Annotated in this window: 17 protein-coding genes; 7 read left to right on the top strand and 10 right to left on the bottom strand. The window is 68.4% G+C overall.

The genetic code is table 11. The features are described 5' to 3' along the window. The first annotated feature begins 149 nt into the window (after positions 1-149). Entirely contained in the window at positions 150-812 is a 663-nt protein-coding gene (locus tag AC3ANX_RS12660) for a glutathione S-transferase family protein (protein WP_488333634.1), read from the top strand. A gap of 7 nt (positions 813-819) precedes the next feature. On the opposite strand, the gene AC3ANX_RS12655 is transcribed toward AC3ANX_RS12660, so the two are convergent. Together AC3ANX_RS12655 and AC3ANX_RS12650 are read right to left on the bottom strand one after the other, a co-directional pair. Continuing rightward, positions 820-1,659, bottom strand: a complete 840-nt coding sequence (locus tag AC3ANX_RS12655) for an HpcH/HpaI aldolase/citrate lyase family protein (protein ID WP_488333633.1) — start codon at positions 1,657-1,659, stop codon at positions 820-822. 49 nt (positions 1,660-1,708) lie between these two features. Next, positions 1,709-2,686 (bottom strand): hypothetical protein, encoded by a 978-nt coding sequence (locus AC3ANX_RS12650; RefSeq protein ID WP_488333632.1) that lies wholly within the window; start codon positions 2,684-2,686, stop codon positions 1,709-1,711. Between the two features lie 164 nt (positions 2,687-2,850). On the opposite strand from AC3ANX_RS12650, the gene AC3ANX_RS12645 reads away from it, so the two are divergent. Then, entirely contained in the window at positions 2,851-3,180 is a 330-nt protein-coding gene (locus AC3ANX_RS12645; protein ID WP_488333631.1) for a phasin family protein, read from the top strand. 32 nt (positions 3,181-3,212) lie between these two features. Here AC3ANX_RS12645 and AC3ANX_RS12640 read toward each other — a convergent pair whose 3' ends face one another. The 4 genes from AC3ANX_RS12640 to AC3ANX_RS12625 all read right to left on the bottom strand — a co-directional run bounded on the left by AC3ANX_RS12640 (position 3,213) and on the right by AC3ANX_RS12625 (position 9,485). Then, positions 3,213-4,748, bottom strand: a complete 1,536-nt coding sequence (locus tag AC3ANX_RS12640) for an efflux transporter outer membrane subunit (RefSeq protein WP_488333630.1) — start codon at positions 4,746-4,748, stop codon at positions 3,213-3,215. Beyond that, a complete protein-coding gene (locus AC3ANX_RS12635) occupies positions 4,745-7,921 on the bottom strand; it encodes an efflux RND transporter permease subunit (RefSeq protein WP_488333629.1) in 3,177 nt (1,058 codons plus the stop codon). The genes AC3ANX_RS12640 and AC3ANX_RS12635 overlap by 4 nt, the downstream gene beginning before the upstream one ends. 6 nt (positions 7,922-7,927) lie before the next feature. Next, positions 7,928-9,163, bottom strand: a complete 1,236-nt coding sequence (locus tag AC3ANX_RS12630; protein WP_488333628.1) for an efflux RND transporter periplasmic adaptor subunit — start codon at positions 9,161-9,163, stop codon at positions 7,928-7,930. A gap of 139 nt (positions 9,164-9,302) precedes the next feature. Next, on the bottom strand, positions 9,303-9,485 hold the full coding sequence (locus AC3ANX_RS12625) for a hypothetical protein (protein ID WP_069207285.1): 183 nt from the start codon (positions 9,483-9,485) through the stop codon (positions 9,303-9,305). Between the two features lie 91 nt (positions 9,486-9,576). Here AC3ANX_RS12625 and AC3ANX_RS12620 point away from each other — a divergent pair, with 91 nt between their 5' ends. From AC3ANX_RS12620 to AC3ANX_RS12605, 4 genes are all read left to right on the top strand, one after another. Then, positions 9,577-10,806 carry an NAD(P)/FAD-dependent oxidoreductase gene (locus AC3ANX_RS12620; RefSeq protein ID WP_488333627.1) on the top strand — a complete coding sequence of 410 codons (1,230 nt, stop codon included), beginning with the start codon at positions 9,577-9,579 and terminating at the stop codon, positions 10,804-10,806. A gap of 16 nt (positions 10,807-10,822) precedes the next feature. Beyond that, positions 10,823-11,299, top strand: a complete 477-nt coding sequence (locus AC3ANX_RS12615; RefSeq protein WP_488333626.1) for a nuclear transport factor 2 family protein — start codon at positions 10,823-10,825, stop codon at positions 11,297-11,299. Between the two features lie 79 nt (positions 11,300-11,378). Next, the gene (locus tag AC3ANX_RS12610; RefSeq protein WP_488333625.1) at positions 11,379-14,114 is read left to right on the top strand and encodes a TonB-dependent receptor; all 2,736 of its coding nucleotides are present in this window, start codon (positions 11,379-11,381) and stop codon (positions 14,112-14,114) included. 122 nt (positions 14,115-14,236) lie between these two features. Further along, positions 14,237-14,980, top strand: a complete 744-nt coding sequence (locus tag AC3ANX_RS12605) for an SDR family NAD(P)-dependent oxidoreductase (protein ID WP_488333624.1) — start codon at positions 14,237-14,239, stop codon at positions 14,978-14,980. Between the two features lie 36 nt (positions 14,981-15,016). Here the strand turns inward: AC3ANX_RS12605 and AC3ANX_RS12600 are convergent, their stop codons facing one another. The 3 genes from AC3ANX_RS12600 to AC3ANX_RS12590 all read right to left on the bottom strand — a co-directional run bounded on the left by AC3ANX_RS12600 (position 15,017) and on the right by AC3ANX_RS12590 (position 17,420). Continuing rightward, complete coding sequence (locus tag AC3ANX_RS12600) at positions 15,017-15,691, bottom strand: prolyl hydroxylase family protein (RefSeq protein WP_488333623.1); 675 nt, start codon at positions 15,689-15,691, stop codon at positions 15,017-15,019. A gap of 77 nt (positions 15,692-15,768) precedes the next feature. Next, the gene (locus tag AC3ANX_RS12595; protein ID WP_488333622.1) at positions 15,769-16,770 is read right to left on the bottom strand and encodes an RcnB family protein; all 1,002 of its coding nucleotides are present in this window, start codon (positions 16,768-16,770) and stop codon (positions 15,769-15,771) included. Positions 16,771-16,877: 107 nt separating this feature from the next. Next, entirely contained in the window at positions 16,878-17,420 is a 543-nt protein-coding gene (locus tag AC3ANX_RS12590) for a (2Fe-2S)-binding protein (RefSeq protein WP_488333621.1), read from the bottom strand. Between the two features lie 93 nt (positions 17,421-17,513). On the opposite strand from AC3ANX_RS12590, the gene AC3ANX_RS12585 reads away from it, so the two are divergent. Then, positions 17,514-18,314, top strand: coding sequence for a DODA-type extradiol aromatic ring-opening family dioxygenase (locus AC3ANX_RS12585; protein ID WP_488333620.1), 801 nt, complete (start codon positions 17,514-17,516; stop codon positions 18,312-18,314). 141 nt (positions 18,315-18,455) lie between these two features. Here the strand turns inward: AC3ANX_RS12585 and AC3ANX_RS12580 are convergent, their stop codons facing one another. After that, positions 18,456-19,640: an acyl-CoA dehydrogenase gene (locus AC3ANX_RS12580; protein WP_488333619.1), complete on the bottom strand. Its 1,185-nt coding sequence runs from the start codon at positions 19,638-19,640 to the stop codon at positions 18,456-18,458. Positions 19,641-19,655: the final 15 nt, after the last annotated feature.

Here is a 19,655-nt window from a genome sequence, read left to right as displayed (position 1 = left end):
CCACCGTCATGCCAGCGAAAGCTGGCATCTCCTGCGGCTTCTGCGCCGCGCCGGCACCGGGAGACCCCAGCGTGCGCTGGGGTGACGATCAACGGCGATTTCTTTCCCATCCGGTTGCCGCAGCGCGGTGGCGCGGCTATCCGAATGCCATGAAACTCATAATCGGCAATAAGGCCTATTCCTCCTGGAGCCTGCGCGGCTGGCTCGCCGCCAAGCAGTCGGGCTTGCTGTTCGAGGAGGTCGTCGTGCCCCTCTACGACGCCGAGTGGGACAAGCGCCGCGAGGGCGACGAGTTCGCGCCATCCTCGGGCAAGGTGCCGATCCTGTGGGACGGCGACGCGGTGGTGTGGGACAGCCTCGCCATCATCGAATTTCTTGCCGAGAAGACCAGCCGCGATCTGTTCTGGCCGGCCGATCCCGCTGCGCGCGCGATGGCGCGGTCGATGTCGGCGGAGATGCATTCCAGCTTCACCGCTTTGCGCAAGAAGCACAGCATGAACATCCGTCAGGCCTTCCCGCCGACACAGCCCGACGACGACGTGCTCGCCGATCTCGCGCGGATCATGGAGCTGTGGGCGCAGGCACGCGCGCGCTTCGGCGGCGACGGGCAGTTCCTGTTCGGCAGCTTCGGCGCGGCCGATATCATGTACGCGCCGGTGGTGACGCGGATCGTCACCTACGGGCTGCCGATCGCACGCTTCGCGGCGAGCTACATGGACGCGATCATCAGCCACCCGTTCATGCAGGACTGGATCGCCGCCGCGCAGGAAGAGGAATGGGTGATCGAGAAGTTCGAGCAACCCGCCGCCTGAAAGCGCGTCAGCGCGCGGCGATCGCCTCCGCCAGCGCGATCAGCCGTTCCGCTTCGTCGACGTGGAGTTGCTCCACCATCGCGCCGTCGATCCGCACCACGCCAAGCCCCTGCGCCCGCGCGTCCGCCCAGGCGGCCACCGTGCGGCGCGCGCGCGCGACCTCTTCCGGGGCAGGGCCGAAGATGCGGTTGGCTATGTCGATCGAATTGGGGTGGACGAGCGACTTGCCGTCGAAGCCGAGGTCCACGCCCTGCCGACACGCGGTTTCGAAACCGGCGAGATCATCGAGATCGAGATGCACGCCGTCGATCACCGCCAGCCCGTAAGCGCGCGCGGCCAGCACCATCAGCGACAGCGCGGTGAGCAGCGGCGTGCGGGCAGGGGTATGGCGCGCGCGCAGATCCTTGACGAGATCGTTGGTGCCCGCGACGAACCCGGCAAGCCGAGGCGAGGCGCCCGCAATCTCGGCGGCGCGCAGCACGCCGAGCGGGGTCTCGACCATGCACCACAGCGGGTGCGGGGTGCGCGCCGCGGCCGCGACGATGGTCGTCGCCGATTCGACCTTGGGCAGCAGCACGCCATCCAGCGGCAGCGCGTTGGCGAGTGCGAAATCCTCTGCGGCGTCGGCGGCGCCGACTCGCAGGATCAACTCGCGCGCGCCGTAACCGCCTGTGCCCACCGCCTCGGCGATCGCGTCGCGTGCGCGCGCCTTGTTTTCGGGCGCGACCGCATCTTCGAGATCGAGGATGATCGCGTCACAGGCGAGCGTCCGCGCCTTTTCCAGCGCGCGCGGCTTGTCGCCCGGCACATACAGCATCGAGCGGCGCGGGCGGATCGGTGTCGTCATAGTGCCGGAGTGGCGGCAAGCGGCGCGGATCGCAAGCCGTTTGACGCCGCTATCGCTCGTGCCGGAGCAGCATCGCGGGGCGGAGCAGCGGCATCATGACCGGATTGTCGTTGGCGGCGCTGCGCTCGGCGGGTCGGGCGACCCACCACGTCGCGGCCGCGATCGCGACGAAGCCGAGCGTGGATTGTCCGACGAGCGCGAGCCCGAACCCGGTCTGGACCAGCATCGCCACGCCGCGTGCCTGTCGATCGCCCGTTGCCGCTGCGACACTCGCGATCATCGCCGCGAGCAGGAACGTGCCTGCGGGGATCTGGGGCAGCAGCCCACCGATCAACAACGTGGCGAGAAGCGCAACCGGAAGCAGCCGCGTCGCAGGCAGGCGTACCGAGAAATGCGCGGCGAAGCATGCGCCCGAGCCGAGGGCGGCGGCGACCGCAAGTCCAACCAGGCGCGGCACCTCCGACGGTAGCAGCGCCGCCATGAGCCACCACAGGTTGGGCGCCCCGCCCGACAGCGTGGGGAAGGTCATATTGGACAGGCCGAGTGCCACCGTCATCGCATAGCCGAGCGGCGCGAGCGGCAGAAAGGCCGGATGAACCCTGCGATGGAGCAGCACCGCCGCGACGAACGGCGCCAGCAGCACCGCAGCCCAGCCGATGCCGAACGCCACTCCCCACCACAGCAGCATGGCCGCATGCCGCCGCCCGAGTGCCGCATCGAGGGCGAGCAGGCACGCCGCCGCACCAAGCGCCTCGATCGGGTCGAGCAGCCCTGCGCCGATTGCGGCGAACGGCAGCGCGAGCGTCAGCGCGGCGCACCGCAGCGGGTGCGGCACCGCGACCGTCTCCAGCACCCGCCACACCGCGACCGCGAGCGCGAGGGCACCGGCGAGCGCCGTCGGGCCGCCGAAGACCGACAGCACGCACACCGTCACCGCCGCGCCGAGCGGCAGCGCCATGGCAGCGGGAGCAGGGGCGGCAGGGAGCATGTCGGCGACGTCCGGCTGGAGCATCGCCCGGCGTGGCATGGCTGCGGTTAGCGTTGCGTAAACTTCGACGCGGACGTTGCCGGACGATGGCTGCGGCCTTATGCTCGGCGACAAGGAACGACGGGCGCCAGCCCCGCGTTTTCGGCCGCAGAGCCGATCCCCGCCGGGGAAATCCGGCGTCCCAGAGAGAAGGAGCCCGTCAGGTGGTCGATATCAACGAGTTCGCCAGCAAGGCCAAGCAGAGCTTCGACGAGACCGTCGCCGATCCGGCGCGCAAGGCGGGGATGAAGTTCGTCGAGGGCGGATCGAACCTCGGCATGCGCATGCTCGACCAGGCCGAAGCCAACACGCGCGAGGCGTTCGCGGCGATGCGCGCGGTCGCGGAGGCGAAGGATCTGTCGCAAGTGATGAAGATCCAGGGCGACTTCCTTCGCGAACAGAGCAGCCGCTCGGTCACTCAGGCGCGCGAGATCGGCGAACTCATCATGAAGTTCGGCCGCGACGTCGTGACGCCGCAAAAGGGCGGCGAATAAGGTCAGCGGTCCCCGGCGCGCCCGGGAACCGCTTACCGTGCGGCCGCTGGTGCAGGCCGCTTGTCGTCGGGCGCGACCTCCAGCGTCGCGTCGCCACCCAGCGTGCGGTAGAGCGTGACGAGGTTCGTCGCCGCGGTCAGCTGCGTGGATACCAGCGTGCGCTGCGCCGAGTAGAAGGATTGTTGCGCGGTCAGGCTCGCCAGATACGTGTCGATCCCGCCCCGATAGCGCGCGTTCGACAGATCGAAATTCTCACGCGAGGCGGCGGTGAGAGCCTGTTGCGCACGCTCCTGATCGGCGATCGTGCCGCGCCGCGCGAGCGCGTCTGAAACTTCGCGGAACGCGGTCTGGATCGTCTTTTCGTACGTGGCGAGCGCGGCGTCGCGTTGCGCCTGCGACTGAGCGACCCCGGCACGCGCGGCACCGGCGCGGAAGATCGGATAGTTCACGCTCGGCGCGATGGAGTAGGTGAAGGCGCCGCCGGTGAACAGGTTTGACAGCGCGCTCGAAGCGAAGCCGGTCAGCGCCGTCAGCGAGATGGTCGGGAACAACGCCGCGCGCGCCGCGCCGATCTCGGCGTTGGTGGCGCGTAGCTCATACTCGGCCTCCACTACGTCGGGGCGGCGCAGCAACACGCGCGAATCGAGCCCTGCGGGCAGTTCGGCGACGGTGGTGCCGGCCTGCTCTATCCCCTCGGGCAGCAGCGCCGGATCGACGGTCGCGCCGACCAGCAGTTGCAGTGCGTTGACGTCCTGCGCCACCGCCGTCCGCTGCTCGGCGAGGTCGGACAGAGCGGTCTGCAAGGTGATCTGCGCCTGCGCGAGATCGGTGCGCGGCGCGATGCCGCCGGTCAGCCGCTGGCGGGTGAGCGCGACGCTTTTCTGCGCGATCTCGGCGGTCTGTTCGGCGATACGAAGCAGGCTCTTGTCCGAAGCGTAGGTAAGCCAGCCGGTGGCGATGTCGCCGATCAGCGTCAGGCGGGTGGCGCGCGCGGTCGCCTCCGTTTCAAAATAGCGGTTCTGCGCGGCCTCGCTCAGCGCGCGGACGCGGCCGAACAGGTCGATCTCGAACGCGGTAATGCCGACGTTGGCGGAGAAGCTGTTGGTCGTGCCGCCCGCCGTCGTGGTGGTGGAGACGACGCTGCCCGTGCCCGTGCCCGTACCCGTGCCGCCGGTTCCGGTATCGCCGGTGGTGGTGCCGCTTGTGCCAGTGGTGTTGCCGCCCGCCGAACTGGTCCTTCGCCGCGAATAGCTGCCGGTCGCGCCGATCTCCGGGAACAGCTCGGCGCGCTGGATGTGGTAGGTCGCTCGCGCGACCGCGATGTTGGCGGCGGCCACGCGCAGATCGCGATTGTTGGCAAGCGCCTGCGCGATGATCTTCTGGAGGCGCGGATCGCGGAAGATGTCCGCGTAGCTGACGCTCGGCAGCGTCGCTTCGGTCTGGCGCAGATAGGCGTCGCCGGTCGGCCACGACAGCGGCACCGGCGGCGCCGACCGGACGTATTTGGGCGTCATCGTACACCCGCCAAGCACGGTGAGCGCGAGCAGGGAGGGAAGCCGGCGCATCATGCCGCGCCCTCACTCGGCGTATCGTGGTGGAGACGATGCTTCACCGCCTTCAGCCCGTCGCGCACCCCGCGCCGCACCAGCACGAAGAACAGCGGGATGTAGAAGATCGCGAGGATCGTCGCGGTCAGCATCCCGCCGATCACGGCGGTGCCGATCGCGACGCGGCTGTTCGCGCCTGCGCCGGTCGAGATCGCCAGCGGCAACACGCCGAAGATGAACGCGAAGCTGGTCATCAGGATCGGCCGCAGACGGATGCGTGCGGCTTCGAGTGCCGCTTCGATCACGCGTTTGCCCTCGCGTTCGGCCTGTTCGGCGAATTCGATCATAAGGATGGCATTCTTGGAGGCGAGGCCCATGGTCGTCAGCAGCCCGATCTGAAGGTACACGTCGTTCTGAAGCCCGCGCAGCGTCACCGCGAAGATCGCGCCGATCAGCCCGAGCGGGATGACGAGCAGCACCGCGAACGGGATCGACCAGCTTTCGTACAAAGCGGCGAGGCACAGGAACACGACCAGCAGCGAGATGCCGTACAGGAACGGCGCCTGACCGGTCGACAGTCGCTCCTGATAGGACAGGCCGCTCCATGCGACGCTGGTGCCCGGGATCTTGGCGGCCAGCTCGGTCATCACGTTCATCGCGTCGCCCGAGCTTTGCCCCGGTGCCGCCTGACCAGAGATTTCATAGGAGGACAGGCCCTGGAAGCGCGACAGCGAGTTCGGCGCGGTGTTCCAGCTCGTCGTCGCGAAGGAGGAGAACGGCGCCATCGTGCCCGTCGTGCCGCGCACGTACCATCTGGCGATGTCCTCGGGGCGGGAGCGGTAATCGGCCTGGCCCTGCACGTACACGCGCTTCACGCGGCCACGATCGTTGAAATCGTTGACGTAGGAGCCGCCCCAGGCGGTCGACAGCGTGGCGTTGACGCTCGACTGGCTCAGCCCGAGCGCACTTAGCTTGAGCGGATCGACGTCCACCTTGAGCGTGGGCTGATCATCGAGTTCGGTCGGGCGCACCGCCGCCAGCCGGCTGTCGGCGCGCGCAGCGGCGAGCAGCTTGTCGCGCGCGGCCTTGAAGTCGACGCGGCTGAGGCCACCGGTATTCTGTAGTTCGAGCGTGAAGCCGTTCGACTGGCCGAGCCCGCGCACGGCGGGCGGCTGGGTCGCGTAGAATTCGACGTCGCGCAGGCCGCCGAGCGCACCGGTGGCGCGCTGGGTGATCGCGGCGGCGCCGTTGACGCTGCCCTTGCGGAGCGACCAATCCTTGAACGCGACGAAGCCGCGCCCCGCATTCTGCCCGCCGCCACCGTTGCCCGCGGTGCCGGCAACGGTGAGCAGCCCCTCGACGTTGTTCTTCTCCTGCGTGAGGAAGTACTTCTCGATCGAGCTTTGCGCGCGCGTGGTGCTGTTGAGCGTCGCGCCGGGGGCGAGGTTGTACTGGATCTGCGCGACACCCTGATCCTCGACCGGCAGGAAGCCGGTGGGCAGGCGCACGAACATGAACGCCAGCAGCGCGACCACAGCCACATAGATGAGCAGAAACGGCCACTTACGGTCGATCGTATATTGCACGCCCCTGCCGTAGCGGTCGATCGTCTTGTCGAAACCGGTGTTGAACCAGTCCTTGGCGCCTTGCGTCTTGCGCGCGATCCAACCGTCCTGCTTCTCCTCGCTCTTGCGCTTGAGGAGGGTGGCGGTGAGCGCCGGGGTCAGCACCAGCGCGACCACCACCGACAGCACCATCGCCGACACGATCGTGACCGAGAACTGCTTGTAGATCACGCCGGTCGATCCGCCGAAGAACGCCATCGGCAGGAACACCGCCGACAGCACCAGCGCGATCGCGACCAGCGCGACGGTGATCTCGTCCATCGAGCGGATCGTCGCCTCGCGCGGGTCGAGATCGGGGTCTTCGTCCATCAGGCGCTCGACGTTCTCGACCACGACGATCGCGTCGTCGACGAGCAGGCCGATCGCCAGCACGAGACCGAACAGCGTCAGCGTGTTGATCGAAAAGCCCGCCACCGCGAAGATGCCGAACGTGCCGAGCAGCACTACCGGCACCGCGATCGTCGGGATCAGCGTCGCGCGCCAGCTTTGCAGGAACACGAACATCACGATGACGACGAGGATGATCGCCTCGATCAGCGTCCAGACCACTTCCTCGACCGACAGCTTGATGAACTGGGTCGAATCCTGCGGGAACGCGTAGGCATAGCCGTGCGGGAAGCCCTTAGCCTGATGCTCGAACTCGTTCTTCACCAGCTCGGCGGTGGACATGGCATCGGCACCCGGCGCGAGGCTGATCGCGATGCCTGCGCCGGGGTGCCCGTTGTAGCGGCTGATGATGCCGTAGGATTCCGCGCCCAGCTCGACCGTGCCGACATCGCGGATCCGTACCGCAGAGCCATCGGTCTGCGTCTTGACGACGATCTCGCGGAACTGCGCGGGCGTCTGGAGGCGGCTTTGCGCGGTAACGGTCGCGTCGAGAACCTGCGTCGGCGGATTGGGCGCGCCGCCGACCTCGCCCGCCGCGACTTCGGCGTTCTGCGCGGTGATCGCGGTGATGACGTCGCTCGGCATCAGGCTGTAGCTGGCGAGCTTGTCGGGGTTGAGCCAGATCCGCATCGCATATTGCGAGCCGAACACGTTGGTGTCGCCGACCCCCTTCAGCCGGCCGATCGCCTCCTGCATGTTGGAGACGAGATAGTCCGACACGTCCTGATTGGTGGTGCGGTCCGACTTGTCGTACACCGCCGCGACCATCAGGAAGTCCGGGTTGGATTTGGTGACGGTCAGGCCCTGCTGCTGCACCTGTTGCGGCAGGCGCGACACCGACTGCTGCACCTTGTTCTGGACCTGCACCTGCGCGATGTCCGGATCGGTGCCCTTCTGGAAGGTGACGGTGATCGTCACCTGCCCGCGCGAGGTGGAACTCGACTGGAAGTAGAGCAACCCGTCGATCCCGGTGAGCTGCTGCTCGATCACCTGCGTCACGCTGTTCTCCAGCGTGGCGGACGATGCGCCGGGATAAGTCGCGCGGATGTTTACGGTCGGCGGCGCGACATCGGGATATTGCTCGATCGGCAGCGAATAGATCGCGCCAATGCCGGCGAGCATGATGATGATCGCGATGACCCAGGCGAAGATCGGCCGGTCGATGAAGATGCGCGAGAGCACGGGCCGTCAGCCCTGCGCGCCGTTGCCGGCGGGCTTCTTCTTCGGCGCCTGGATCGTCTGCGCGGAGCCGGCCGCGACCGGCTTCACCGTCATGTCGGGCTTGGTCTTGCCGACCCCTTCCACGATCACCTTGTCACCCGGTTTGAGGCCGCTGGTGACGACCCAGTCGCTGCCGACCGTACGCGTGGCGGTCACGTCGCGCAGCACCGCCTTGTTGCCGTTGAGCACGAACACGGTGGCATCGCCCTTGGCGGTGCGGGCCACGGCCGGCTGGGGCACGAGAATCGCATTGTTGTCGATCGACTGCGCGAAGCTCGCGCGGACGAACATGCCGGGCAGCAGCAGCCCCTGCGGGTTAGGGAACACCGCGCGCACCGTCACCGTGCCGGTGGTCTGATCGACCACGACTTCGGAGAATTCGACCTTGCCCTTGGTGCCGTAATCGGTGCCGTCCTCAAGTTTCAGCGTGACGACCGCGGTGGTCGGCACCGCGCCGCCGGAGGCGAGCGCGCGGCGCAGGCGCAGCAAATCGCTGCTCGACTGCTGGATATCGACGTAGATCGGGTCGAGCCGCTGGATCGTCGCCAGCGGATCGGTCTGCCCCGAGGTGACGAGTGCGCCGGCGGTGAACAGCGATCGGCCGATCCGACCGGTGATCGGCGCGGGCACGGTGGTGAAGCGCAGGTTGATCTTCGCGGTCTGAAGCGCGGCGCGCTGCTGCGCGACGGTGGCGGCGGCCTGCTTCGCCGCGGCCTCGGCGTCGGTATAGTCCTGCTTGGCGACCGCCTCGATCGCGGCGAGCGGCTTGTAGCGATCCGCCTTGATGCGGGTCGATTCGGCGTTCGCCTGCGCGCTCAGCAGATTGGCCTGCGCCTGACTGGTGGAGGCGCGGTACAGGCTGGGATCGATCTCGTAGAGCGGCTGCCCCTGATGGACGAGCGCGCCTTCCTTGAAGAACCGTTTATAGATCACGCCGGAAACCTGCGGGCGCACGTCCGAGCTTTCATAGGCGGAGGTGCGGCCGGCCAGTTCGGTGACGATCGGCACGCTGCTCAGCTTGGCGACGATATAGCCGACCTCGGGCGGACCTTTCTGACCTTTGCCCTTGCCGCCGGCACCACCGCCCGATTGCCCGCCAGACCCGGAACACCCCGCGAGCGCCACCGTGCACAGCAGGGCGAGAGCGGGGAGGAGAGAGGCGGGCTTGGTCAGGACGGGCGGGCGGAACTGGGCGAGCGTCATCGTTTCTCCATCGGGCCAACCGTCCCGTCCGATCGTCGTCGCCGTGCTAGTCGCATGCGCCGCCGCCGAGGCCCGGATACCGGGCGAACACAGCAGCTTTAATAGCTTTATTTTGCAGTGCAACATGCCCGTTTCGGGCTTATCGCAGCTTCGCGATCGACAAGCCGTCCGCCTTGGCGCGGTCCTTGGTAGATTCCTCGCTGCGCTTCAATGCCTTGGCGATCGCCTTCAGCGCCATGCCCTTTTTCGCCAGGGTGTGCAGCTTCTGGATTTCGTCGGTGGTCCAGGGCTGGCGGTGGCGTTCGAATCGGTCTTCGCTCATGCCGCCATCCTACGCCGAACCCGCGCGGCACGCCATCTCGACAATGATGGCGCGAGCGGGCACAGCCCGCGAAGCGTGGATGGAGGATGGCTTGAACAGCTATGATGTCGTGATCGTCGGCGCAGGGCACGGCGGCGCACAGGCGGCGATCGCGCTGCGACAGGGCAAGTTCGCGGGTACGATCGCGATGATTGGTGACGAGCCCGAGCTGCCCTACGAACGCCCGCCGCTCTCCAAGGAGTATCTCGCCCGCGACAAGAGCTTCGAGCGGATCATGATCCGCCAGCCCGCTTTCTGGGAGGAGCGGGAGGTGACGATGCTGCTCGGCTCGACCGTCACCCGGGTCGATCCTGAGGCGCGCACTGTCGAGACGGCGGCGGGCGCGGTGATCGGATATGGCAAGCTGATCTGGGCGACGGGCGGGCGGCCGCGTCGGCTGAGCTGCGCCGGACATTCGCTGCGCGGCGTGCATGCGGTGCGCACCCGCGCCGACGTCGATCAACTGATGCGCGAACTGCCGCAGGTGGAGCGCGTCGTGGTGGTCGGCGGCGGCTATATCGGGCTGGAGGCGGCGGCGGTGCTATCCAAGTTCGGCAAGCATGTGACGGTGCTGGAGGCGCAGGAGCGCGTGCTCGCGCGCGTCGCGGGCGAGCCGCTGTCGCGCTTCTACGAAACCGAGCACCGCGCGCACGGCATCGATGTCCACCTCTCGGTCGGCGTCGATTGCATCGAGGAGACGGACGGCGCGGCATCGGGCGTGCGGCTGGCGAGCGGGGCGATCCTGCCTGCCGACATGGTGATCGTCGGCATCGGCATCGTGCCCGCGGTCGAGCCGCTGCTTGCCGCCGGGGCGGAGGGCGGCAACGGCGTCGCGGTCGACGGGCATTGCCGTACCAGCCTGCCCGACGTGTTCGCGATCGGCGACTGCGCGGCGCACGCCAACCGCTTTGCCGAGGGCGCGACGATCCGGCTCGAATCGGTGCAGAACGCCAACGATCAGGCGACGATCGCTGCCAAGACCATCCTGGGTGAGACGGTCGCCTATGATGCGGTGCCGTGGTTCTGGTCGAACCAGTTCGACCTGCGGCTCCAGACCGTGGGCCTGTCGATCGGCTATGATGCGGTGGTGGTGCGCGGCGCGCCGGAGAGCCGCAGCTTCTCGGTGATCTATCTGAAGGCGGGCCGGATGATCGCGCTCGATTGCGTCAACGCCACCAGGGACTATGTGCAGGGCCGCGCGCTGGTGCTGGCGGGGGCGGGCGTCGATCCCGCGCTGCTCGCCGATGCCGACGTGCCGCTGAAGGCGATGCTGCCCGCCTGACCATCCGGAGACCTTCATGAGCCTGATCCTCGCCGCCCTCCTGCTCGCCGGCCAGACGCGCGCGTCCGACAAGCTGCCGCCCGCCAACCCGGTGCCGTTCGAGGAGGCGGATACCGGCGCGGTGATGGCGCCGGTCAAGGCCTTCCTCGCCGGCATCGCCGCGAACGACGCCAAGGCGATCGCGGCGGTGACGCGGCCCGACGGCGGCGCGACCTATGCGGTCGAGAACCCGGACGGCACCCGCACGATCACGCGGCGAAGCTGGGCGGAGGTGGCGGCGCGGCTCGCCCCCGGCTCCGACGAGCGGATCAGCGATCCCGCGATCGAGAGCGACGGCGATATCGCGATGGTGTGGGCGCCCTATACGTTCCGGGTGAACGGCAAGGTGCAGCATTGCGGCGTCGACCATTTCGACCTGATCCGCGAAGGCGGCGCGTGGAAAATCGCCAACGCGAGCTGGTCGTCGCGCACCACCGGCTGCGACGCGCGATAAGCGAAGGTCGGGCCGAACTGGCATAATCTTGCGACACATTGCTGGCATCTGCGCCTCGTCACATCCGGGGGATCTCTTCATGCGCCGCACGTCCGTCGTCCTGTTCGTCGCGCTTGCGAGCACCGCGACGATCGCGTTCGCGCAGGATGCACCGCCCGTCCGCGCGCGCCCGTCCGCACCGAGCGAGGAGGCTGAAGATCCGGCCGATATCGTCGTGCAGGGGGTGAAGCCGCCCGGCTCGGTGGTCGGCGACATTCCGCCCGAACAGACGCTCTCCCCGGCGGATATCCGCTCCTACGGGGTCAGCTCGATCTCCGACCTGCTGAACGAACTCGCCCCGCAGACGCGCAGCGATCGCGGCAGCGGCGGCGCGCCGGTGGTGCTGCTCGACGGCAAGCGCATCTCCAGCTTCGCCGAAATCCGCGACATCCCGACCGAGGCGATCCTGCGCGCGGAAATCCTGCCCGAGGAGGTCGCGCTGAAATACGGCTACCGTGCCGATCAGCGCGTGGTGAACATCGTGCTGCGCCGCCGCTTCCGCGCGCTCACCACCGAACTCGCCGATACCGTGCCGACCGAGGGCGGCAGCAACACGCCCGGCATCGAGGCCGATCTGCTCAAGATCCAGTCGGGCAAGCGCGCCAACGTCCACCTGTCGTACAAGGCAAGCTCGGCGCTGACCGAGGCCGAGCGCGATATCAGCTCGACCACCGCCAATCAGGTGCGGGGCGTGGTCAGCGCGGCCAATCCTTCGGGCCTCATCGATCCCGCGCTCGGCACCGCCACGACGGCGAACCTGCCGGGAACCGCTGCCACTGCCAACCCGACGCTCGGCGATTTCGCCACCGCCGCCGGCAACCAGACCGACCAGAGCCCGTATCGCACGCTGGTGCCGTCGAGCCGCGATTTCGCGGCCAACACCGTCTATGCGACCTCGATCTTCAACACCATCGCCGCAACGGTGAACGGGCGGCTGGAAGTGACCGACAGCCGCGGCCTCGTCGGTTTGCCGAGTGTTGCGCTGACATTGCCCGCCGGCAGCGCGTTTTCGCCCTTCTCGCAGAACGTGGTGCTCAACCGCACGGTTGGAGAGGGCTACCAGCCGCTGCGGCAGGAAAACTCAAGCGTCATCACCCATTTCGGCACGACGCTGAACGGCACGCTCGCCAAGTGGCAATGGTCCGTGACAGGCACGTACGACCGCACCGAGAGCGAGACCTTCACCGACATCGGCGTCGATGCTTCCGGCTTCCAGGCGCGGATCAACGCCGGTGACCGCACCGCGAACCCGTACGGCTCGCTTGCCGGCCAACTCACGCCGCTGCCGGTCAACCGTGGCTACTCGACCGCGCAGACCGGCGGTGCGGACGCGTTGTTCAGCGGATCGCTGTTCAAGCTGCCGGCCGGGCTGGTCTCGACCTCGATCCGCGTCGGCGCGCAGACCAACAGCTTCGACAGCCGTTCGTACCGCTCGAACGTCGAGCAGGCCGGCAATGTCCAGCGCGATATCGTCAACGGCCAGATCAACCTCGACCTGCCGCTGACCAGCCGCTCCAAGCAGGTGCTGGGCGCGATCGGCGCGCTGTCCGCCAACGTGAACCTCGCGGTCGATCATCTCTCGGACTTCGGCACGCTGACGACGGTCGGTTACGGCCTGAACTGGGCACCGGTGCCGGCGTTGCGCATCCTCGCCTCGGCGACCGATCAGGACGACGCGCCGACCGCGCAGCAACTCGGCAACCCGAGCATCGTCACGCCCAACGTGCGCATCTTCGATTACGTCACCGGCACCAACGCGACCGTCACCTCGATCAGCGGCGGCAACCGCGCTCTGGTTGCCGACACCACGCATACCAAGAAGCTGGAGGCCACGCTCAAGCCCTGGGCGGCGAAGGACATCAGCCTCACCGCCAATTACATCTCGGTTCGAACCGAAAACCCCACGGTCGCCTTCCCCGGCGCGACCGCGGCGATCGAGAGCGTCTTTCCGCAGCGCTTCCTGCGCGACGGGGACGGCAATCTGTTGCAGGTCGATTCGCGGCCGATCAACTTCGCGGAGCAGAGCCGCTCCGAACTGCGCTGGGGCGTGAACGTGTCGATCCGGCTCAAGTCGCACATCCAGAAGGCGTTCGAGGCGTTCCGTGCGGGCAAGGGGCCGAACCCGCTCGAAGGGCTGTTCCCGCCGGGTGGGCGGCGGCCGGGCGGCCCTGACGGCGGCCCGCCACCGGGCGGCGGCGACGGCCCGCGCAGCGGCGGCTTCGGTGGTGGCCCCGGTGGCGGAGGCAGTGGCGGGGGCCCCGGCGGCGGCGGGCGCGGCGGGCAGGCGGGCGGACGCCTCCAGTTCGCGGTCTATCACACCTGGCACTTCACCGATCGCGTGCTGGTGGCGGAGGGCGGCCCGTCGCTGAACCTGCTGCGCGGCGATACGATCGGCTCGGGCGGTGGGCAGCCGCGGCACGAGATCGAGGCGCAGGCGGGCTACAGCAACAACGGTTTCGGCGCGCGCCTCTCCGCCGACTGGCAGAGCGCGACCGACGTGACCGGCGGCACCACCGCCGATCCCGATCCGCTGCACTTCTCCGCGCTGGGCACGCTCAACCTGCGGCTGTTCGCCGATCTCGGCCAGCAACTGAAGCTGGTGCGCGCGCATCCGTGGGTACGCGGCATGCGCGTGGCGTTCGCCGTCACCAACCTGTTCGACACGCGCCAGACGGTGACAGACGCGCAGGGCGTGACGCCGGTCAGCTACCAGCCGGGCTATCTCAACCCGCTGGGGCGGACGGTGCGCGTGTCGGTGCGCAAGCTGCTGTTCTAGGCGGCTGGTCCCCGGCACAGGTCGGGGACCGGCTGTGTCGCGGTCGGTTGCGCGTGGGGAGGGGTTGCAATCCGCCGCCCGCCCGCGACATGGGGGCCAAGCAACCTCAAGGAGACCTGTCGATGCCAACCGCCTTCATCACCGGCGCCACCTCGGGCATCGGCGCTGCCACGGTGCGCGAACTGGCGAGCGCGGGCTGGCACGTCGTCGCGACCGGCCGGCGCGCCGACCGGCTTGAGGCGCTCGCGGCGGAGGTAGGCGATCTCGTCCACGTCGCCGCGTTCGACGTGCGTGATGAGGACGCGTTCGAGGCGGCGGTCAGCGGCCTGCCTGCGCCGTTCGATGCGATCGATCTGCTCGTCAACAATGCCGGCCTCGCGCTCGGCACGGCGCCCGCGCACGAGGCGAAGCTCGACGACTGGCGCACGATGATCGACACCAACGTCACCGCGCTCACCACCGTGACGCACCGGCTGCTGCCGGGGCTGGTCGCGCGCAAGGGGGCGATCATCAACCTGTCGTCGGTCGCGGCGACATATCCGTACACTGGCGCGAACGTCTATGGCGGCACCAAGGCGTTCGTCCACCAGTTCAGCCTCGGGCTGCGTTCCGATCTCGCCGGCACGGGCGTGCGCGTGACCTCGATCGAGCCGGGAATGGTCGAAACCGAGTTCACGCTGATCCGCACCGGCGGCAATCAGGCCGCGTCCGACACGCTCTATGGCGGCGCCGAGCCGATGACGGCGGAGGACATCGCCGCGACGATCGCATGGGTGGCGACGCTGCCGCCGCACCTCAACATCAACACGCTGGAACTGATGCCGGTGCGGCAGAGCTTCGCCGGTTTCCAGGTGGCGCGGGCCTAGTCGGTCGGCGCGAATCGGGCAGGGGAGGCGATGGCATCACCCCTGTATCCAGTTGCCCTCACGAAACCACTTGGTCACGATGTACTTCGTGCCCTTCATCACCGCGACCCCCTCATGCAGCGCCTTGTCGTTGGGGCTGCCGTCGGGGTTCATGTTGTTCCATGCGAGCAGCAGGCCCGGCTTGGGGTTGACGCGCAAGCCAGCGAGCGGGAACCAGGTCGAGCCGCCTTCCTCCACGTCGTTGAGGTAGATCATCGCCGTCCACGTCCGCTGCCCGCCGCATTGCTGCATCGCCGGCCAATAGGGCTGATCCTCGCTGAACCAATCGCAATGCGCGCGGAACTGCTGGCCGGGCGCGTACCGCTGGCCCTGCATGGTCTCACCGTGGAGCGGATCGAGACCGAGCAGCGCGGCGATCGCCTCGTCGGTCGGCCGCACGTCGGGCGACCAGCGATCCATGTCGCAGCTTTCGCTGGTGCGGTAATCGGGATCGGCGGTGGTCAGCACGGTCGAGGGGCGGCGATTGCTGTCGATCATGGCGCACAACCGCGCGCACTGATCCGCGTTCAGGAAGTCGGGGTGGTAGAACAACTGGATCGCGTCGCTCTTGGCGCGCGTGATCGCGGGGGTGTTGCTGAGCCGCTGCGAGACCGCTTCGCCATAGAACTGGCGCACGGGCGAAGCATTGGACGGTTTTTTGCGGAAGAACATGGCCTGCGCTTTTCAGCCGAGCCGCCGGCAAAAGACAAGAGGCCGGACGATGCGCTCGTCCGGCCTCAGGCATCGGCTTACCAGAAGATGTCGTACACCGTGTCGACCACGCGGCCGGTGTAGATGTCGACCAGCAACGCATCGTTGTAATAGCGCACCCAGCGGTACGGGCCGTAGGCCGGCGGCAGCCGATAGTAATCGGCATCGTCGATCCAGTAGCTCTGGCTGTACAGGATCGAATCGAGCGTCAGCCCGATGCCGAAGCGGCGATAGCCATAGCCCCAGCCCGACGGCGCATAGTAGCGGGGCAGGTGGTACAGGTTGCGGTTGCTATTGCGATAGACGTTGTAATTGTAACGGTTGTCGCGCCGCCAATCGCGATTCCAGTCGCGCCCGGCATTGCCGCCGCCGTTCCAGCCACCGGGGCGACCATTGTTGCGGTTCCAGTCGCCGCCACGATCGCCGCCGCCCGGCCCGCGATAGCCATCGGGTCCGCGCCCGTCGCCCCGGCTCTGCCAGCCGCCACGATCGTCGCGGCGCGGGTCGTTCTGCCGGCCGGGATCGCCGGCGCGGGGCTGCTCGCGGTTGCCGCCCTGCCAGCCCGGAGTGCCGGGCCGCCCGCGGTCGCCACCTTGCCAATCCGGCCGCTGCTGGGCGCCGCGGTCGCCACCTTGCCAATCCGGCCGCTGCTGGGCGCCGCGGTCGCCACCTTGCCAATCCGGCCGCTGCTGGGCGCCGCGATCGCCGCCCTGCCAGCCGCGCCCGTCGCCGCCGCGGCCTTCGAACCCCTGCGTGCGCGGCGCTTGCGCGTTCACGCCGGGAGCGCCGCCCTGATAGCCGCGTCCGCCCTGATATTGCGGACGGTTGTAGCCGTCGTTGCCGCGCGCCTGGACGCGACCCTGGTTCTGTGGGGCCTGCGCCTGCGGCTGGGCTTGCGGCTGCGCCTGAGCGGCGGGCTGGCGCTGACCGCCGTCGCCGCGCTGGCCGCCGCCGTGCCACTCGCGATGGTCCTGCGCGAACGCCGCCGCCGGCACCAGCGCGGACGCGGCCATGATCGCGGCAAGCAGATGGGTACGCATCGGGAAATCCTCCTCCGGGCCGTCGAGCGATTCGCGGCCGATGAGATCGTTATGGACCTTTCGCGCTGATCCTTGTCTGAACTGGCGTGACAGCAATCCGAAAGAATTCATCTCCTCTCGGGTGCCAGTGCCGGCACGCGTTTGGCGGCATCTTCGGGCGATGTGCCGGGCGGCGCACCCGCTTCGACATTCTCGTCGCCACGCTGTACGCGCGCCGCCTGCAACACCGCATCGACGACGCGCGGATATACGCCGCAGCGGCACAGGTTGGTGATCGCGGCGCGGATCTCGTCTTCGCTGGGATTGCGGTTCTTCTTCAGGAACACCGCCGCCGCCATTACCATGCCGGGAATGCAGAAGCCGCATTGCGTGACGTTCTTGGCCAGCCACGCGAGCTGCACCGGATGCGAGCGGTCGCGCGACAGCCCCTCGATCGTGGTGACGAAGCTGCCTTCGATCGCGCCGATCGTGGTCTGGCAGGATTTCACCGCCTCGCCGTCGATATCGACCGTGCAGGCGCCGCATGCGCCGGTGCCGCAGCCGTATTTGGCTCCGGTCAGGTTGGACGCGTCGCGGAGCGCCCACAGCAGCGGCGTCTTGGGGTCCAGCTTGTACTGGACGGGCTGATTGTTGACGGTGAAGCGGGTCATGATCCTGTCCTAGACCACCCCAACGCTTCACGAAACGCGCCGTTTCCTCGAACGTGGATTGTCGTGACTATAAGGCGTGGCGATATTCGCGCGATGACACTTCCTGCTATCTTCATCCCGCACGGCGGCGGGCCGTGCTTCTTCATGGACCCGGCCGGCGGCCCGCCCGATCCGATGTGGCGTGCGATGCAGGCGTATCTCGCCGGGCTGATCGCCTCGCTGCCCGAGCGACCCAGGGCGATCCTGCTCGTGTCGGGCCATTGGGAGGCGACCGACGTGACGGTGCATGTCGGCGACGGCCAGCCGCTGCTCTACGACTATCATGGCTTCCCGCCACATACCTATCATCTGCAATGGCCGGCACCCGGCGCGCCCGATCTTGCGCGGCGTGCGGCGGCGTTGCTGGCGGAGGCGGGGTTCATGACAGCCGAGGAGCGGACGCGCGGGTGGGATCACGGTGTGTTCGTTCCGATGATGGTGGCGGTGCCGGGCGCGGATATTCCGCTCGCGCAGATGTCGCTGCGCCACGATCTCGACCCGCGCGCGCACATCGCGATCGGCCGCGCGCTCGCACCCTTGCGCGACGAGGGCGTGCTGATCGTCGGATCGGGCATGAGCTTCCACAATCTGCGCGCCCGCGGCCCGCAGGTGACGCCGATTGCCGACCAGTGGGACGCGGCGCTGACCGCCGCCGTGACCGACCCCGATCCGGTCGCACGCGCCGAGCGCGTCGTGCGCTGGGAGGAACTGCCCCACGCCCGCTTCGCGCACCCCGAGGCCGAGCATCTGCTGCCGCTGATGGTCGCGCTCGGCTCGGGCGGGGACGGGCCGGCGGTGTGCGACTATCGTGACGTGGTGCTGGGCTGGACGGTGTCGGGCTATCGGTTCGGGTGATCCGCCGCGTTCGTCGCACCGCCTCCATCCGTCACCCCAGCGAAAGCTGGGGTCTCTTCGGGGCGGGCGTTACGCTCCCAACGGGGAGACCCCAGCTTTCGCTGGGGTGACGGTTGGGGGGGCGGCCGGCACGGTGTCGGCTTAGAACGCCGCGATCCCCGTGATCGCCCGCCCGACGATCAGCGCATGCACGTCGTGCGCGCCTTCGTAGGTGTTGACCGTTTCGAGGTTCATCAGGTGGCGCATCACCTGATATTCGCCCGAAATGCCGTTGCCGCCGTGCATGTCGCGCGCCACGCGCGCGATGTCGAGCGCCTTGCCGACGTTGTTGCGCTTGACGATCGAGACCATCTCGGGCGCGAACCGGCCCTGATCCATCAGCCGCCCGACGCGCAGGCTCGCCTGTAGTCCGAGCGCGATCTCGGTCTCCATGTCGGCGAGCTTTTTCTGATAAAGCTGCGTTCCCGCGAGCGGCCGGCCGAACTGCTTGCGATCGAGTCCATATTGGCGCGCCGCGTGAAAGCAGAACTCCGCCGCGCCGAGCGCACCCCAACTGATCCCGTAGCGCGCGCGGTTGAGGCAGGCGAACGGCCCCTTCAGCCCGGATACGTCGGGGAAGATCGCATCCTCGCCGACCTCGACATCCTCCAGCACGATGCCGCCGGTGATCGAGGCGCGCAGCGACAGCTTGTTCTCGATTCTGGGCGTCGACAGCCCGGCCATGCCGCGTTCCAGCACGAAGCCGCGGATCGCGCCGCCGTGCGCGTCGGACTTCGCCCACACCACGAACACGTCGGCGATCGGCGCGTTGGTGATCCACGTCTTCGCGCCCGTCAGGCGGTAGCCGCCGTCGGTCTTCACCGCGCGCGTCGTCATGCCGGCGGGGTCGGAGCCGGCGTCGGGCTCGGTCAGCCCGAACGCGCCGATCAGCTCGCCGGTGGCGAGGCGGGGGAGGTAGCGACGCTTCTGCTCCTCCGACCCGAAGCTGAGGATCGGGTACATGACAAGGCTCGACTGTACCGACATCATCGAGCGATAGCCCGAGTCGATCCGCTCGACCTCGCGCGCGACGAGGCCGTAGGCGACATAGGACGCGCCGACGCCGCCATATTCCGCCGGCACCGTCGCGCCGAGCAGCCCGAGCGCGCCCATCTCGCGGAAGATCTCGGGGTCGGTGTGCTCGTCGCGGAACGCAGCGACGATGCGGGGCGCGAGTCTGTCGTCGACATAGGCGCGCGCGGTGTCGCGGATCATCCGCTCCTCCTCCTCCAACTGATCGTCGAGGAAGAAGGGGTCCGCCCAGTCGAAGGCGCTCATGCCGGCCATGTCAGTCTCTCCGTG

The sequence above is a fragment of the Sphingomonas sp. BRN-1R genome (genome assembly GCF_057748035.1).
Note: the sequence above shows the minus strand (reverse complement) of the source record. Positions and strands in the feature narration are given on the sequence as shown.